We start from the raw sequence: 12,424 nt of genomic DNA on the forward strand, positions 1-12,424 counted from the left end.
TGACATCCTGGGAAGAAAATGAGTTTGGAATTAAGTATCGCAGAAGCTGGAAGGGTTATGATTTTGGTATTTTGAATGAGCTTTCGGATGAGGGGCTGATTGGAGGCAGCCATAAATCAAAATCAGTAAGCATTGGTGAAGATGGCATTAAGAAGGCTAAAGAATTGCTTAAGAAGTATGGGTTTGAAGAACTACTTGAAAATAAAGAAGATTAGCAATACTTTGATATAATATAAGTGTACAGGGATAATAGTTATTCGGTGGTGTTATGCTGGGGTTACCGTACAATATTTTAAAGTTGGTTTCTTACGATGCAGAGTGGGTAAAAGAATACAATGAAGAGGCTGAAAGAATCAAAGCTGCAATTAATGATGCATCTGCTACCATATGTCATATTGGTAGTACTGCTGTTCCCGGGATGGTTTCAAAGCCTATTATTGATATAATGCTTGGTGTTGACGATATGGAAAAAAGCGATTATTACATTAACAACCTGGAACAAATAGGATATAATTGTTTAGGGGAATGCGGAAGGATAGGAAGAATATTTTTTGTAAAAGGCGGCATTGAGAATTGCACGCATCACTTGCATCTTGTGGAAAAAAACAGTGAGTACTGGATAGATAATATAATGTTCAGGGATTATTTGATACGGGATAATAAAGCTGCATCTGAATATGCCGGTATAAAGGTTGAACTTGAAAAAAGGTTTAGGACAGATAGAGATATGTATAGACTATTTAAATCAGAATATGTTGAAAAAGTTATCAAACAACTAAAAGAGAAGTGTGCAAACACAACATCATGAGGTAAAACTACGTATACAATATGAAATCTACATTTTTCACGTAATCCTATGATTGCAAAGTATTTGAGAGATTATAAATTTGTACGTGAGCTTGGCGAGGGTGTGGACAGGATGTACCAGGAAATGCTTGAGGCAGGATTGCCCGCACCAGAGTACGAGGTTGAAGGATTCATGACGATTTTGACTGTTAGCAGTCACTCTCTTTGAAACTATGAGATATATTTAATTCACCTTTTTTGGTACTGAATTTAATAAATTTTGCAAAAAAAAAAGCAGGAAAATTTCCTGGAGATAAATATTTTATTAAAAAAATATATGAAGTATTTGGAGTCAATTATTTTGAAGATGATTTAAGAGATATCCTTGAGTATATAATTAAAGAACTCTATTATTCCAACAGGGAATTAATACTTAAACTACGTCTGAAGCATATTGATAGAGCCATTTTCAAATATAGACAGGCTAAAGAAAAAAGACGTATCTGGAATACAAAACAGTATTTTAAAGCAAGTATCTTGAGAGCAGTTCAAGAAACTGGTTTGGATGAGTTAGAGCCTCTTGATGATCTAGAGATTATAGATTAGCTTTTACAAATATTTATTATCGTCTATATATTATGTATAAACAATTTCTGTTGCTATCAGCTTAGGATTTCCGTCTCTTTTTGTCCCGACAGTCTCAAATAAAGTGATTTTTTCAATCTCAAAGAGAGTGATTGTTAACAATATACGCGGTGTATTAGTTTCATATAAATAAAATAGTCGTAGATTTACACGACGGAGGCGAGGGAGAGGAGAGTTGACCTCCGGCCGTTTATATACCTGTGGCTTATTTTTTGCGATTAAAATACTCTTCGGTAACCTGTAGCTGTTTTCTCAAAATCTCTCTCCACATATGCTCTTTAATCTCTCCACTTCCCATAGAGACCTTCGTTCTCTTGATGTTTCCATTGGATTCTACTTTTCTATAATAATAGTGGTTCGTCTGTTTATAGAGTTCCCATCCATCACGCTCACAGAATCTCTTTAATTCTTTCCAAGTTGGCATTTTATTATCTCCTTAACTCCATCCAAATCGTCCTGAATTAAGACATTGAGAACATATGGCAAATGCCCCCTCCTATTCGGAGCAGAGTGCCAATATTGAAACTCATTATAAAAGTCTTGAGCATATTCTACCAAATCAGTTGCAAGAAGTTTCAAAGCTTCTTCCTCATTCGAACCATTTACAACGATGTCAAATTCCGCTAAAGAAGCGGTAACCGACCCATCATCTTCTCTAAACAATTCAGCTGTAAACGTATAAGCTTTAAGAAGCTCCTTCAACACATCAAGACTCGATGTAAAAATATAATCCCGCGACCTCTTGATAAGTTTTGGTTTTTCCCGAATAATGGAATCAATGAAACCGCCCCATTCTTTCCGTACATCAGTAGCATTGAGCGTTAACATTTTTTTCATCCCCTTTCTCACCTCCTATTGTATCATATTATGCTCACTCTGTACAGTATGTACATTTTTTATTATTTAATTCTTATTTGTCATAATAGATTGGCCTGACTTGTCGACACCGGTTTGCCGGGGTGCTTAGAGCCCCAGGACGACGAGCTGCGATTAGACAGCTAAGGCTGATACAAAATTATCCTTTTCAGCGTTTATGAAGAATCAGATTTTTAATCTTTACTCTCCACAGGTATATAAAGTTGCAGATATTATTGATACATTTATATACAGGCGAAGGCTTGTTGAGGCAGATTACAGTTTTTCAACAGCTGTAGGACTCTTTAAGAATGTTGTAGGATTTTTACTTGTGATATTGGCGAATGTCTTTTCCAAGAGATTTACCAAATAAGGAAACTGGGAACAACGAGAGTACTAAAACAAGCAAAGAGGAAACAACAAGTAAGTTTGAAAAATGCTGGAACTTACATGGCTTGTCCCAGGTGACTGGAGTAGTTATAAGGAGGAAACCAGGGTTGAGCAAATACTGGAAGAAAAGTATAATGTAGACCTTGAGGTCATTGCCATAAACGCTTGGGATGAAGAAAAAGTCAATGTAACACTTGCTTCTGGTACGTATTCTGATGTATTTATCCGATGGGGATATAGTCATTTTTACAAAAATAATGTAATAAGAGCAGTGCCAGAGGATTTAATGAGGAAAAATATGCCCAATGTTGTTAAATATATTGACACTCTGGGGGGACAGCCTGTATGGGACAAAGCATATAACTATGAAGATGGGAAGCTCATGGCAATACCTACTGTGACACTTGCTGGAGCTGCAAAACAGGTATTCGCTGCAAGACAGGATTGGCTTGACAACACAGGAATAAATAAATTGTCAGAAACCATTGATGAGCTTTATGATATACTTAAGGCGTTTACGTTTACATTCACTTTTACTTTTACATTTTAAGGTATTGCTGATTTTTATGTTGCTCCCGGCAATACTATGAAGCGATATGCTATCATTTATCAGGATAAATATGTTTTCCGCATTTATTGATTCTGCACTGAGGCCTCCAAAACTGTAAAAGCTTTCACAGGCGATTTCGCAATTACAGTTTAGATTAGCCGATGATATAATGTTTTTAAATTCATAATCACAATTTAAAACAAAGGGTTGTAAGTTTTCAAAGGTTTCCGCCTGGATGCTGCCCGACCATTCAATAAATTTATTTGTTTTTGTACTTTCAGAGCAGTACCTGAGAATGCCACATTGGAACAAATCCACAGTCAAATCGCCTATTATAACGGCGGTTTCGGCTTTGCATATCCCTTTTAAATCATCAATTGTAAAATTTCGTTTGGCAACTTCCGGCGAAAGTATTTTTGCAAGCTCCTCCAGAGAATATTTGTCTTTTAATCTTTGTATGGCTTTAATGCGGTTTAAGATTTTGGTTTTCTGGAAAAAGGTTTCCTGTCCGGTGAAGGATGGCTTTTTAATAAACCAGTCTTCCGGGATCAGCCCCTCCCTTTTCCAACGATAGAACTGACCATATGAAATACCTGTTTGGTTTAATAAGTCCTTTTTCGATATAACTTAAAATCCCGGTTTTATATAACTATGATCTCTGAAAGCCCTATGATATCTGGATTTTGTGTAATTTATCCATAGTTATAATTATAACTATAATTCTTTAATTGCATATCTGAAAAGCGTTGATATTACTGTATTGTAAAGCTTCATAGTTATAATTTCCCGGGATTTTAGGATATAAGGAGTATGAGATATGAAGGCATATTTTTCAGTATTCAGGATGCGGTTGATAAATGGGATGCAATATAGGGTGGCAGCATTAGCCGGTGTAGTGACACAGTTTTTCTGGGGCTTCATGTTCATCATGATTTATGAAGCATTCTATTTAAGTTCAGTACAGACCCCGCCTATTGCGTTGCAGCAATTGGTCAGCTATATATGGCTGCAGCAGGCTTTTCTGGTGTTTGTTGTTCTGTGGTACAGAGACAGTGAATTATTTAACCTTATTACCAGTGGCAACATTGCCTATGAGCTTTGCCGTCCCTGCGGGCTATATGGATTCTGGTATGCAAAGCTAACTGCACAGAGACTGTCCGGGGCTCTGCTTCGGTGCCTGCCTATTCTTGTGGTCGCTTTTTTCCTTCCGGAACCGTATGGTATGTCACTGCCTCCGAACCTTGCCGCTTTTGGGTTGTTTGTTCTAACCCTTGCCCTAGGACTTCTTGTATTAGTTTCGATATCAATGTTTATATATATATCAGTGTTTGTCACCATGTCTCCTGTGGGATCCCTTTTGATGATCGGTGTGCTGGGCGATTTCCTTGCGGGAGGAATTATTCCGATCCCGCTGATGCCTTTGTGGCTACAAAGGATTGCTTATGCATTGCCGTTCCGCCTGGCGGCGGATTTGCCGTTTCGGGTTTACAGCGGGAATATACCGGTGAATGAGGCACTAACAGGTGTACTCACACAAATTGCCTGGCTTGCCGTACTTGTTATACTGGGAAGACTTGCTTTGAACAAAGTATTACAGTGGGTTGTGGTACAGGGAGGTTGAAGCGTCATGAGATTATATTTTAAATACCTTAAAATTTTATTAAAGGCACAGATGCAATACCGGATTTCCTTCTGGCTGCTTTCATTCGGACAGTTTTTTATTCCTTTTTCCGTTTTTGCTGCGCTGTATTTTCTTTTTGAACGCTTTGGTTCCATCAAGGGATGGACATTTTTTGAGGTGGCGTTATGTTTTTCCGTGATACATATTGCATTCTCTGTAAGCGAATGCTGTGCAAGGGGCTTTGATGCTTTTTCCGGTATGGTTGTCAATGGAGAGTTTGACAGGGTGCTGGTGCGTCCCAGAAGCACTTTTTTGCAGGTGCTTGGCTCAAAATTCGAGTTTACAAGAGTAGGAAGGCTTATGCAGGGTGTGGCTGTTTTTATTCTGGCAGTATCAAACCTGTCAATTCAATGGGATATATTCAAGGTTGTTACTCTTATATTGATGATTGTGGGTGGTGTCTTTGTCTTTACAGGCATATTTGTTCTTGCTGCAACCCTATGCTTCTGGACCATTCAGGGTATTGAAGTGGCGAATATATTTACTGACGGTGGCAGAGAAATATCCCAGTATCCATTGAATATCTATAAAAAATGGGTCACGAGGTTTTTTACCTTCGTTATTCCTTTTGGATGTGTCAGCTACCTGCCATTAATGTTTGTTCTGGACAAAGTGAAAGGCGACAACCTTTTATTTATGCTAACACCACTATATGGTATTATTTTTATAGTTCCCTGTGTTCTTGTTTGGAGATTCGGGGTAAGGCACTACCGGTCGACAGGGTCTTAAAAAGAGAGGTAGCAGGGGAAATAACTACCGCTTTCGTGCATCCCTTATCATTGTAACATAAAAATTGGGCAAGACTTGGTAGTCCTTGCTCCTTTTTAACAAATATGTCTTCTGTTTTGAATATATTGTCTTGGTGAAAACTCATAAAACTTCTTAAATGCCTTTACAAAGCTGGAATAGTTAGTAAAACCGCATTCGTAGCTTGCTTCCATGAAAAAAGAAGAAAGAGTAAGAATACACTTGCATTTATCTAAAAGTTTGCGTTAGAGGAAAAAATCAAGTCGAATTTATTGATTTTCTTGAATTATAGTTATTTAAAATTTTTTTCATCTATTTAATGTGGTAAAATTAGGGTAGTTTCACCTGAATTAATATGAAAATCTATAGTATAAATAATCTTGTGGTGCGTCCGGCATCAGAAAATTGCTGTACCGAGTAATTACAAACCTTTGTATCTGATATGATTTGTTATTCAGAATAAGGGTAGTCATCCTGAATATGCTTTGACATTTGCATTCTAAACGTCCAAATATTACCAGCGAAAAGTTTGCAGAGTCTTTTGCTTTAATATCCTATAGAGTATGTTTTTCCAGTAAATTTTACTTCCACAATATCCGAAACATCCTCAGTATTTTCTATTTTTATATCAATATCATTAATTCTTACATAAGTTCCCTGACAAATTACTGCCTTACAGAGCTTCCCATCTTCTTTTCTAACTATGAGCAGCCAAGCATCGGTTTCTATCTCAAGTTCATCTTGAGAGTCAACCGAATTATTTCTGTTGTCTTGACCTCTAGCCCCAATGTGGCAAATAACCTTTTTCTCATAACAAGGATCTACTGCTATTATATAATCGCATGTTCCTGTTGTCGATATAACTTCTATTGCTACGTTCGAACTGAGATCAGCTTCTTGGCAGGAGCCAGCCGTTAATTTTTTATCGTAAGGCAATAGTTCAAGTCTTTTAATTGAAAAAATATTTGATTTTCCTTCATAAGGTTCAAGAATCCCGGCAAAAGTAGATTTATATTCTCCTTTAACTATTATTGTAGGAATCCAGTCTTCCCTATTTCCTACCTGTTTATTTTTAGAATGCGACCAATCTGTAGTATCAATCCAGGATTCACAAATACATAAGCTTGCATCTTTTGTTAGATCTGTATACCTTAGGTGTATATCAGCTGAATTGTTGAGCACCTTGTATCTGTCATCAATCTTGAAATCCACAAACCACCCGTTCTCAGGATTATTATCATACATAAAATTCCTCATATATGCATTATGTCCATCTACACTTACCTTTTCATAAACTGTTTCACAGGAAGTATTTTCATATTTCTTGGATAGATTAAGCTTTCCGGTAGTTATAGTGGAAAAAGAGCTCCTTATAAATCGTTCATGCTTTTTACCACCTTGATCTTTTAATAGTGCTGGAAAACATTAAATTCCAAAGCTCATCATAAGATTTTTCTTTCCACCATTTTGCAGCCTCAATGATTTCAACCTGCCTTGCCTTTTTTGCTTCACACTGCTCATCACATCTTTGTATTAAAGCGACTATCTCATCATTGAAAAATACACTCTGTGATTTCATATTCTTTTCACCCCTATCCTTCTAAACAGGCCTTTATTTTGTTTCTGTACAATTCCTTTTTTCTTTTGCCATTTATATTATACTACTACTTTGAATTTTGTGTATAATCGAAAAAACAAGTGAAAGTAAAAGTATATGAAGTTTGATTTTACACGGACTGAATAATGAGCGGATGTTGTAAATCATACGCTTAAATCTATCTGATGCTCCTTAAGCCGTATCTCTTCCTCTAAAAAATTGTTATAATCAAATGTTCTCCTGATGACTAGGAGATACTTGAACTCACAGCAGTAGTTATAGACAATACCGGAATGGGAGCCCGGTTTGAAAGTTCAAAAATTTTTTACAGTTTCTACACAATTACGTCAAAAAAGGTGGGTAAGATAAAATTGTAATCCAAAAAGATTAAAACTAATTTTAGTAATAATTTATAACGGAATACACAAACTGAAACTTGATTATAGTTAATGCAATTTATTAGGAGATGAAATTTAATACGAGATAGGAGGTATATTGTCATGGATATCAGAAATGTAGAGCAAATAATGGGAAATGAACAAGTTTATGGAAGCAGGAATTTTGAGAATTCTGGGAATTCTGAGGTTAAAGAACAATTTAATTCTACCCAGCCAGATAAGTTTAATAATGATTTTAAAAGTAAAAAGAAAGGCAATATTAAAACTTACTTATCTGTAGTGTTAATAAGTTCAATACTGAGCAGCAGTTTGATAGGGGGTGTGATATACTCAAAATTTAATAAGGAACTTAAAAAACAGGCTGAATTAATACAAAATATTGCTTCCAAAAGCGAAACAACTTCCAGTGACGAAACGGGGAACAGCATTAATTTTATGTATGCAAATTCAGGTTCAGGCATTAATACAAGTGGTCTAGGAACTTTGGCTCTTGCTTCAAGTAAGAATTTAACCATTACTGAAATAGCAGAAAAAGCAGGTAAATCTATTGTTGGTATAAGGATGACATTTGTTAGCAGTAGCAGCAGACTGTATCAATATTCAGCTCAATCCCTGGGAGAGGGCTCAGGAATAATTATTAACAAGGATGGATATATAATGACCAATTATCATGTAGTCGAATATGCGGATCCTAAAAACAACTTAAGCAAAAATATAACCCTTGAGGTATTCTTGCCGGATGGAAGGGAAGCATCTGCAAAATTTGTGGGTGGAGACAGCCTGAATGACCTGGCAGTGATTAAAATTGACCTTGATAATTTACCGGTAGCTGAATTAGGAGATTCATCAAAGCTTAAAGTTGGGGAGCTTGCAGTAGCGATAGGAAATCCTTTAGGTATGGAATTTGCGGGAACTGTGACTGCAGGAATAATAAGCGCATTGAACCGTGAAATTGAAACTACAGAAAAAACCCAGCGCTTTATACAGACCGATGCAGCGATTAATCCCGGCAACAGCGGGGGAGCACTTGTAAATTCGCAGGGACAGGTAATTGGAATTAATACAATAAAAATATCTTTTACCGGAGTGGAAGGATTGGGATTTGCTATACCAATTAATGATGCAAAGCCGATAGTAGAGCAATTAATAAACTATGGGTATGTTAAAGACAGGCCATATATAGGAATAAACGGCCAGGAAATAAGTGAAATAATATCAAGGCAGTTTGGAATTCCTACAGGATTATTTATTACGGAAGTCGACCCGGAAGGCAGTGCTTACAAAGCGGGGATAAAAAGAGGCGATATAATAACCAAATTTGCAGACAAGGAAGTAAGAAAAATGAGTGATATAAATAACATAAAAGAAAACTACAAGCCGGGTGACGTTGTAACTGTTACAATTATAAGGAATAATAAAGAAATGACAATTAAGCTGACATTAACCGAGCAAAGTTAAGGATATCAATAGTTTAACCAAACCGTACTTCAGAAGAAAATAGCAGTAATAAATTTAATATTAATAAAAGCAAATCAATAAATCGTGATTCTGCTGCGAAACTCAGAGCCTGATGTAAATGATGCTGCTTTATCCCAATGTATTGATATTGAATGAGTTTTACAGCAGAATTAATTATTAGTTAATACTTTCTCTTTCTTAAGTTTAGAGGGTGTTACTCCCTTATATTCTTAAAAACCCTACTGAAATAGTTTATATTATTAAGCCCTACCTTGTCATCGACATTGCATATTCTCTGCTTATTTCGTGTTCAAGCTTCCTTCCATTGAAGAAGTTTTTAATGTCATCAATTAATGCAATAGTCACAAATTTCCGCCTGTCAACCGTGGGGCCGGCCATATGTGGCATAAGTATTACGTTGTCCAGCTTTCTAAGTACACTGTCAGGAGGCAGTGGCTCAATTTCATATACATCAAGGACAGCCTTAAATCTTCTTTCTTGTAGAAGCTCTACCAGCGCGGCTTCATCAATAATATTTCCACGTGCGGTGTTTACCAATAATGAACTGTTAGGTATCATTTCAAGCAGTTTTCTGTCAATCATATGATATGTTTCAGGTTTCCTTGGGGCATGAATTGATATGATTTTACAGGTTGAGAATATTTCTTCGAGGGATGCCTTTTCCACGCCGTACTCTATGAGGGTTTCATCCTTTATGTAAGGGTCATAAATCTTTATTTTAACCCTGAAAGGATTAAGCATCCTGACAAGGTATTTCGCAACCATTCCAAAGCCTACAAGGCCAACAGTCTGATCAAGCAAGCCCTCATTATAGTAACCCTTTGTTGCCCAGCCCCCGTTTTTCATGTCATATGAATAGTATGGGATATCACGGAGAGAGCTTAATATATATCCGATGGTTCCTTCTGCTACAGATTCGGCAAATATCTTATTTCCGCTTATAACCCTTATGCCTTTATCATAGAGGCAATCACTTACTAATGGTGCTACACTTCCTCCTGTATGAGCGATAAGCTTCAATTGCCCTGCAACTTCAACAACATCGGCATCAAACTGAACATGCCCCCATCCTGTTAAGCATACATCAGCACCGGCAACCTTCTCCTTAAGCTCCTCCTTTGTGAAATTCCTATCGGTTCTATTCCAGATAACTTCACCAATTGACTCCAATATTTTTTCAGTTTCTTTTGGGATGAAGGAACTGCCCCAGTCGGCTCCCATTGGTATTGATACAAGAATTTTCATAATACTTTATTTATCTCCTTTTCATAAAACTAATTTTTTTATTTTATATTATATATAACTGAACTTACGCAAACAAGCTAAAAGCTTCATATATCGGGACTTTGAAAACTTAATATTGTCTAAAAGGTTGTTGCAATAAGGTTTCCAACATTTACAGCTATATTATGTAAACCATTTCTGTTATATTTATTAGCAGGGATCCATATACTTATTATTTACAATCATATAAAATAATATATATTTCGTCAATAAAAAGAACATAAATTTATGTAAAATTCTTGTAGAAATTATCTGCAATTGCATCAATAAAATCCTTGTTGGTGCCAAAGGTACTATTACACCCAAGCCACCTTGCAGGAAATTTGCCTGACTTCTTTTGGCTATGAACTCTAAATCATCAGGTACGGTACAATCCTTGCAGCGTTTCCGTTAGTCGTTGATAAACCACTTTTCAGGTATATAGAGCCTCCAGTTTAGCGGAGTGATTACAGCCTGTTGTATAAGCTTCGGGTCCCAATCGTTGTTTTGCAGGACCATTTTTTTCGACCTTCTTTCTTTGGTAGTATTGAGAGTTCGGGCTAAGGACGTTCGGGGCAAAAGAAATTGCAATTAAGAGGAAAGAATGCGGTCTATCATTGTAGAGACTCAGACATTCAATTATAAAGCTATAGAAAATGCGCCCATGGAGACGAAGAGACAAACAATTGCAGAATAATTATTCCCTGTGGTATAATCCTGTGATATAATATAAATAAATATACTGCTAATTGCGATAGAACAAATTAGTAGAAAGGACTGTATATGGGTATGATAAGCAAGCCCCATGACAAATTTTTTAAAGAAACCTTAAGTGACCTTGAAATCACAAAAGACTTTATGCTCAACTATCTGCCCAAAGAGATTCTGGAAATAATAGACTTGGATAATCTTTCGGCCGGTAAGGATAGCTACATTGACAAAGAATTGGAAGAACTATTTTCAGATATATTATTCAAGACCACTATCAATGGGAAAGAAGGATATATTTATTTTTTATTTGAGCATAAAAGCTATTTGTGCAGCAGAACATCATTACAGTTATTGAAATATATGATTAAGATATGGGAGCAAAAAATTAACAAAGAAAACATTAGTAAGCTACCCATCATTATACCCTTAGTAGTATACCATGGAGAAAGTAAATGGAACATTGATACTAGTTTTGCAGGGATAATAGAAGGAATAGGAAACTTGCCTGAAAGCATCCGGAAATATATTCCCTGCTATGAATACATACTATATGACTTATCACCATATGGAGATGAAGAAATAAAAGGAAACGCAAAACTCAGGATATTTTTAGAGATACTAAAGGCAATATTCAATAAAAACTTTGACGAATTTATAAAAACTCTGGAAAGGTCATTTGAAGCCTTAGAGAAACTGGAACATCAGGAAAAAGGCATAGACTATTTTGAGACTTTTGTTAGATATATTATGAATGCAAGAAACGACATCAATATAAAAGATGTCTATGAAGTAGCAAAAAAAATCTCTTTAGAAAGGAGTGAGGAGATTATGACAATAGCAGAGCAACTTGTTAAAGAAGGCATGCAGAAAGGGATTAAAGAAGGCATGCAGAAAGGGATTAAAGAAGGCATGCAAAAAGGGATTAAAGAAGGCATGCAAAAAGGAATTGTAGAGGGAAAAAGAAAAACAGCTAGAAACCTTTTGAGACTGGGATTTTCAATAGAACAAGTAGCGGAAGCTGCTGAGTTGTCTACTAAAGAAGTTATGCGGCTAAAAAGAGAAATTGAAAAATAGAGAAGTACAGCCCGGGAGGAGACTGTACGGAAAGCCGCAGTACTTTCCCGTGCAGTCCATAAGAGGCTGTAAAAAATTTAGTATAAATATAGTACTTACGCAAACTTTGCTGAACCTTGACAAATTCATGTGCGCCCAGACGAAGCTGTAGACTTGCTAGCTGGTGAAAGTCCAGTCCAAACAGACGCCAAGGGGTTTGGTAGCTATAAACCCAGTATTGTCAGTAATGGCAATGCTGAAGCGGTTTG

General features: G+C 36.4%; 17 protein-coding genes. 10 read left to right on the forward strand and 7 right to left on the reverse strand.

Translation table 11 applies throughout. The annotated features are described in order from the left end of the window. The 4 genes from HPY74_16560 to HPY74_16575 all read left to right on the forward strand — a co-directional run. On the forward strand, positions 1 to 215 hold a 215-nt coding region (locus HPY74_16560), incomplete at its 5' end, for a transposase (protein NSW92256.1). A 53-nt stretch (positions 216 to 268) separates the two neighbouring features. Beyond that, positions 269 to 808 (forward strand): GrpB family protein, encoded by a 540-nt coding sequence (locus HPY74_16565; protein NSW92257.1) that lies wholly within the window; start codon positions 269 to 271, stop codon positions 806 to 808. Between the two features lie 48 nt (positions 809 to 856). Continuing rightward, complete coding sequence (locus HPY74_16570; GenBank protein ID NSW92258.1) at positions 857 to 1,015, forward strand: hypothetical protein; 159 nt, start codon at positions 857 to 859, stop codon at positions 1,013 to 1,015. Between the two features lie 29 nt (positions 1,016 to 1,044). Further along, positions 1,045 to 1,392 carry a hypothetical protein gene (locus tag HPY74_16575; protein ID NSW92259.1) on the forward strand — a complete coding sequence of 116 codons (348 nt, stop codon included), beginning with the start codon at positions 1,045 to 1,047 and terminating at the stop codon, positions 1,390 to 1,392. A 244-nt stretch (positions 1,393 to 1,636) separates the two neighbouring features. Here the strand turns inward: HPY74_16575 and HPY74_16580 are convergent, their stop codons facing one another. Further along, positions 1,637 to 1,855 carry a type II toxin-antitoxin system HicA family toxin gene (locus HPY74_16580; protein NSW92260.1) on the reverse strand — a complete coding sequence of 73 codons (219 nt, stop codon included), beginning with the start codon at positions 1,853 to 1,855 and terminating at the stop codon, positions 1,637 to 1,639. Continuing rightward, entirely contained in the window at positions 1,834 to 2,259 is a 426-nt protein-coding gene (locus HPY74_16585) for a hypothetical protein (GenBank protein ID NSW92261.1), read from the reverse strand. Before HPY74_16585 ends, HPY74_16580 begins: the two co-directional genes overlap by 22 nt. Before the next feature lie 205 nt (positions 2,260 to 2,464). On the opposite strand from HPY74_16585, the gene HPY74_16590 reads away from it, so the two are divergent. Both HPY74_16590 and HPY74_16595 read left to right on the forward strand, forming a co-directional pair. Continuing rightward, positions 2,465 to 2,659 (forward strand): hypothetical protein, encoded by a 195-nt coding sequence (locus tag HPY74_16590; protein NSW92262.1) that lies wholly within the window; start codon positions 2,465 to 2,467, stop codon positions 2,657 to 2,659. A 63-nt stretch (positions 2,660 to 2,722) separates the two neighbouring features. Continuing rightward, a complete protein-coding gene (locus HPY74_16595) occupies positions 2,723 to 3,226 on the forward strand; it encodes a hypothetical protein (protein ID NSW92263.1) in 504 nt (167 codons plus the stop codon). Here HPY74_16595 and HPY74_16600 read toward each other — a convergent pair. Continuing rightward, entirely contained in the window at positions 3,152 to 3,850 is a 699-nt protein-coding gene (locus HPY74_16600) for a DUF4004 family protein (GenBank protein ID NSW92264.1), read from the reverse strand. The genes HPY74_16595 and HPY74_16600 overlap by 75 nt on opposite strands. Positions 3,851 to 4,043: 193 nt before the next feature. Between HPY74_16600 and HPY74_16605 the strand changes: the two genes are divergently transcribed. Together HPY74_16605 and HPY74_16610 are read left to right on the forward strand one after the other, a co-directional pair. Continuing rightward, on the forward strand, positions 4,044 to 4,847 hold the full coding sequence (locus HPY74_16605; GenBank protein NSW92265.1) for an ABC transporter permease: 804 nt from the start codon (positions 4,044 to 4,046) through the stop codon (positions 4,845 to 4,847). 6 nt (positions 4,848 to 4,853) lie between these two features. Next, positions 4,854 to 5,636 carry an ABC-2 family transporter protein gene (locus tag HPY74_16610; protein ID NSW92266.1) on the forward strand — a complete coding sequence of 261 codons (783 nt, stop codon included), beginning with the start codon at positions 4,854 to 4,856 and terminating at the stop codon, positions 5,634 to 5,636. Positions 5,637 to 5,731: 95 nt separating this feature from the next. Here HPY74_16610 and HPY74_16615 read toward each other — a convergent pair whose 3' ends face one another. From HPY74_16615 to HPY74_16625, 3 genes are all read right to left on the reverse strand, one after another. Then, positions 5,732 to 5,848 carry a helix-turn-helix transcriptional regulator gene (locus HPY74_16615; protein NSW92267.1) on the reverse strand — a complete coding sequence of 39 codons (117 nt, stop codon included), beginning with the start codon at positions 5,846 to 5,848 and terminating at the stop codon, positions 5,732 to 5,734. A 352-nt stretch (positions 5,849 to 6,200) separates the two neighbouring features. Beyond that, on the reverse strand, positions 6,201 to 6,899 hold the full coding sequence (locus HPY74_16620; GenBank protein NSW92268.1) for a hypothetical protein: 699 nt from the start codon (positions 6,897 to 6,899) through the stop codon (positions 6,201 to 6,203). Positions 6,900 to 7,044: 145 nt separating this feature from the next. Then, positions 7,045 to 7,233: a hypothetical protein gene (locus tag HPY74_16625; GenBank protein ID NSW92269.1), complete on the reverse strand. Its 189-nt coding sequence runs from the start codon at positions 7,231 to 7,233 to the stop codon at positions 7,045 to 7,047. A 545-nt stretch (positions 7,234 to 7,778) separates the two neighbouring features. Between HPY74_16625 and HPY74_16630 the strand changes: the two genes are divergently transcribed. Further along, positions 7,779 to 9,107 carry a trypsin-like peptidase domain-containing protein gene (locus HPY74_16630; protein NSW92270.1) on the forward strand — a complete coding sequence of 443 codons (1,329 nt, stop codon included), beginning with the start codon at positions 7,779 to 7,781 and terminating at the stop codon, positions 9,105 to 9,107. Positions 9,108 to 9,374: 267 nt separating this feature from the next. Here HPY74_16630 and HPY74_16635 read toward each other — a convergent pair whose 3' ends face one another. Then, the gene (locus tag HPY74_16635; protein ID NSW92271.1) at positions 9,375 to 10,376 is read right to left on the reverse strand and encodes a hydroxyacid dehydrogenase; all 1,002 of its coding nucleotides are present in this window, start codon (positions 10,374 to 10,376) and stop codon (positions 9,375 to 9,377) included. A 798-nt stretch (positions 10,377 to 11,174) separates the two neighbouring features. On the opposite strand from HPY74_16635, the gene HPY74_16640 reads away from it, so the two are divergent. Then, positions 11,175 to 12,176, forward strand: a complete 1,002-nt coding sequence (locus HPY74_16640) for an Rpn family recombination-promoting nuclease/putative transposase (GenBank protein NSW92272.1) — start codon at positions 11,175 to 11,177, stop codon at positions 12,174 to 12,176. Positions 12,177 to 12,424: the final 248 nt, after the last annotated feature.

The organism is Bacillota bacterium, from assembly GCA_013314855.1.
Classification (GTDB): domain Bacteria; phylum Bacillota; class Clostridia; order Acetivibrionales; family DUMC01; genus Ch48.

Coding starts and splice junctions, on each gene's coding strand:
- HPY74_16565 (NSW92257.1), top strand. CDS start 269: ATGCTGGGGTTACCGTACAATATTTTAAAGTTGGTTTCTTACGATGCA.
- HPY74_16570 (NSW92258.1), top strand. CDS start 857: ATGATTGCAAAGTATTTGAGAGATTATAAATTTGTACGTGAGCTTGGC.
- HPY74_16580 (NSW92260.1), bottom strand. CDS start 1,855: ATGCCAACTTGGAAAGAATTAAAGAGATTCTGTGAGCGTGATGGATGG.
- HPY74_16585 (NSW92261.1), bottom strand. CDS start 2,259: ATGTTAACGCTCAATGCTACTGATGTACGGAAAGAATGGGGCGGTTTC.
- HPY74_16590 (NSW92262.1), top strand. CDS start 2,465: ATGAAGAATCAGATTTTTAATCTTTACTCTCCACAGGTATATAAAGTT.
- HPY74_16595 (NSW92263.1), top strand. CDS start 2,723: ATGCTGGAACTTACATGGCTTGTCCCAGGTGACTGGAGTAGTTATAAG.
- HPY74_16605 (NSW92265.1), top strand. CDS start 4,044: ATGAAGGCATATTTTTCAGTATTCAGGATGCGGTTGATAAATGGGATG.
- HPY74_16610 (NSW92266.1), top strand. CDS start 4,854: ATGAGATTATATTTTAAATACCTTAAAATTTTATTAAAGGCACAGATG.
- HPY74_16615 (NSW92267.1), bottom strand. CDS start 5,848: ATGGAAGCAAGCTACGAATGCGGTTTTACTAACTATTCCAGCTTTGTA.
- HPY74_16620 (NSW92268.1), bottom strand. CDS start 6,899: ATGTATGATAATAATCCTGAGAACGGGTGGTTTGTGGATTTCAAGATT.
- HPY74_16625 (NSW92269.1), bottom strand. CDS start 7,233: ATGAAATCACAGAGTGTATTTTTCAATGATGAGATAGTCGCTTTAATA.
- HPY74_16630 (NSW92270.1), top strand. CDS start 7,779: ATGGGAAATGAACAAGTTTATGGAAGCAGGAATTTTGAGAATTCTGGG.
- HPY74_16640 (NSW92272.1), top strand. CDS start 11,175: ATGGGTATGATAAGCAAGCCCCATGACAAATTTTTTAAAGAAACCTTA.